The following is a 3,287-nucleotide window of genomic DNA, read 5'->3' on the forward strand; positions in this document are numbered from 1 at the left end:
CGCGGCCGGCCTCGACGCCGCGACCCGGCGGCTCGTCGCGGTGCTCACCCGCCTGCTCGACCGCCGCGCGCACTGGTCCGACGTACGCGAACTGCACGAACTCGCGCTGACCACCGCGCGCCGCGCCGGCTCGGGCCGACAAGAGGCCGTCGCGCTGCTCAACCTCGGCAACCTGCACGTCGCGCGGGACGAGTTGGAGGAGGCGCTGTCGTGCTACCGCGCGGCCCTGGAGGTCTCGCGCGGACTGGGCGACCCGGCCGGCGAGGGCCGGGCGATGGTCAACCTCGGCAACGCGTACGCCGACCTGGGCGATCTGCAACGCGCCGCCGACTGGTACGACCGCTCGCTCCTGCTGCGCCGCACCATCGGTGACGCGGCGGGTCAGGCCCGGGTCCTGTCGCACCTGGGCCGGCTGCACGCGCGGATGGGCCGCTTCGAGCAGTCGGTGCGCGACCACCGCGCGGCGTTGGGGGTGCGCCGCCGGATCGGCGATCCGGCCGACATCGGCCGGGTGCTGACCGACATCGCGGCCGTGCTGGGCGAGGCCGGCCGCACCCAGGAGGCGCTCGCGGTCTACCGCGACGCGCTGGAGGCGTTTCGCGCCGCGGGCGACGAACGCCTGGAGGCGCTGGCCCTGTTGCACAGCGCCGAACTCGCGCTCGACACGGGCGACGTGCGCGAGGCGCGCCTGCGCCGACGGCAGGCGCTCGCGTTGCTCGTGGACGCCGGAGCGCCCGAGGCCGACGAGGTACGTCGCTATCTGGGTGACGAATAACCCCCTACGGAGTCCGTGGAAGGCCCTGCGGGTACTCGCGATCATCGATTGCAGCGGGCGCAACCTACGAAAGTGACAAGCGGTTGTGTCCTCACTGCCACTTTGTAAGGTTGGCGGGGCGTTCGAGCAGCACTAAGCTAGGGACACTGCGAGGAACAGCTTGCATTTGCATGCCTGCGTTCGCCGCGCCCAACCCTTCGTCGATAGGACTTGATAGCCGTGAAGGTCGGCATCCCCCGCGAGGTCAAGAACCACGAATACCGCGTGGCGATCACGCCCGCCGGCGTGCACGAGCTCGTGCGCAACGGTCACGAGGTCTACATCGAGAACGACGCAGGCGTCGGCTCGTCCATCCCGAACGAGGAGTACGTGGCCGCCGGGGCCGCCATACTCCCGACGGCGGACGACGTCTGGGCGACCGGCGAACTGATCCTGAAGGTCAAGGAGCCCATCGCCTCGGAGTACGGGCGACTGCGCAAGGACCAGACGCTGTTCACCTACCTGCACCTCGCCGCGGGCAAGGAGTGCACGGAGGCGCTGCTCAACGCCGGCACCACCTCCATCGCGTACGAGACGGTGCAGACCGCCACCGGCGCACTGCCCCTGCTCGCCCCGATGTCCGAGGTTGCCGGTCGGCTCGCGCCGCAGGTGGGCTCGTACCACCTGATGGCGCAGGGCGGCGGTCGCGGCACCCTCATGGGTGGCGTCTCCGGCGTCTACGCGGCGAAGGTCGTCGTCATCGGCGCGGGCGTCTCGGGCATGAACGCCGCGGCGATCGCGCTGGGCATGCAGGCCGAGGTGCTCCTTCTGGACCGCAACATCCAGGCGCTGCGCGAGGCCGACCGCATCTACCAGGGTCACCTTCAGACCGTCGCCTCGAACTCGTACGAGATCGAGAAGGCCGTCCTGGACGCCGACCTGGTCATCGGTGCGGTGCTCATCCCGGGCGCCAAGGCCCCCAAGCTCGTCACCAACGATCTCGTGTCGCGGATGAAGCCGGGTTCGGTGCTTGTCGACATCGCCATCGACCAGGGCGGTTGCTTCGAGGACTCGCGTGCGACCACGCACGACGACCCGGTCTACAAGGTGCACAACTCGATCTTCTACTGCGTCGCCAACATGCCGGGCGCGGTGCCGCACACCTCGACTTACGCGCTGACCAACGCGACGCTGCCCTACATCGTGCAGCTCGCCAACCGCGGCTGGCGCGAGGCGGCCAAGGCCGACCGCGCGCTCGCGCTCGGTCTGTCCACGCACGAGGGTCGGCTCACCAACGCCGCCGTCGGCGAGGCGCTGGGCATTCCGGCCGTGTCGCTGGAAGACGTCCTGGCCTAGGACGTCGTGGCACAAGCGTTCGGCCGCGATCAGCGGTCGGGCGCCGGTGCCGTGCCACATGCCGCACACCCCCAATGACGTGGGTGTGCGGCATGTGGTGTTTTGCCGGCCGCAAGGGGCCGGCCGACCCGATGGTCGCGGTCTGTGTCCGGGGCGGGTGGTCGGTGAGTGGGGGCCGGTAGACGGCACGTGGCTCACCTGTCGGCGAGATCTTCGGCACTGCCTCACCTCTCCTGTCCGCTCCCGCCCGCTCCTGTTCTGTCCTGTCCTGCCCGGCGGGGCGCGGCAGTTCGACGTCTTTCTCAACGCGTGAGGCGGTGGATCGACACGGCAGGGCGGGTGGACGATCCGCGAGGCCGCGGCCGAGCAGGCAAAGCTCTCTACCGACATTTCGCCGCACACGCTTCGGTATTCGTTCGCCACGCATTTGCTCGACGGTGGCACGGATGTCCGCATCGTCCGAGAATTTCGGGTCATGCCCAGGTGATCCCGACGCGGGTCCACGCGTCGATCGACGTCCAAACGCCTCGCGGGATGTACGCAGGATCCCACCCTCGGGCGCTTGACTGAACGCCGTACATGTTGCATAGGTCGGGCGGTTCGCCTTGCTGCGACCGTCCGCCACGCCATAGAGTCGCGATCCGTCGGCAAGGATTCAGGCTGACGAAGCAAGAAATGACCTGGTCGGCAAGGAGGTAAGACGACTTGTGAACGAGTCGACATTTGCTCCCGGGGGTGCCCAGCCAGGGGCGGCGCCGGGCCGTGCAGCGCCGACTACCTCTTCCTACGGGCCCGCCGACGGCTCGCAGGACCAGCAGGTGAAGCGCACGGACAGCGCCGTTCAGGCGGGCCAGAACGCTCCGGCCGGCCAGGCCGGACAAGACGGGCTCGATGGTCCGGACGCGCACGAGTACGCCTACGACATGTACTACTACGACGACGAGTTGCGCTACGCCGAAGAATTGCGTGGCGGGCCGTTCGACCCCGACGCGGACTACGAACCGGATCCGGAGTACGCCGCGACTCTCGCCCCCGACGCCGCCACGCAGCGACGCGAGCGGGTCGGTCCCACGGGCCGCGCCCTTCCGTACTTCCCGATTCCGGCGCCTGTGGGCGAACACGGTCCGGCGAAGATCATCGCGATGTGCAACCAGAAGGGCGGCGTCGGCAAGACCAC

The 3,287-nt window shown here is 69.4% G+C and carries 2 protein-coding genes and 1 pseudogene; all 3 read left to right on the forward strand.

Annotated features, from left to right (window positions below; genetic code table 11):
* On the forward strand, positions 1 to 775 hold a 775-nt coding region (locus GT354_RS45905; RefSeq protein ID WP_161363452.1), incomplete at its 5' end, for a tetratricopeptide repeat protein.
* 219 nt (positions 776 to 994) lie between these two features.
* Positions 995 to 2,110 (forward strand): alanine dehydrogenase, encoded by a 1,116-nt coding sequence (ald, locus tag GT354_RS45910; RefSeq protein ID WP_161363453.1) that lies wholly within the window; start codon positions 995 to 997, stop codon positions 2,108 to 2,110.
* Between the two features lie 923 nt (positions 2,111 to 3,033).
* A pseudogene (locus GT354_RS56930) lies at positions 3,034 to 3,287 on the forward strand (ParA family protein); the annotation flags it as partial.

It is taken from the genome of Streptomyces sp. SID3343 (assembly GCF_009865215.1).
GTDB lineage: Bacteria > Actinomycetota > Actinomycetes > Streptomycetales > Streptomycetaceae > Embleya.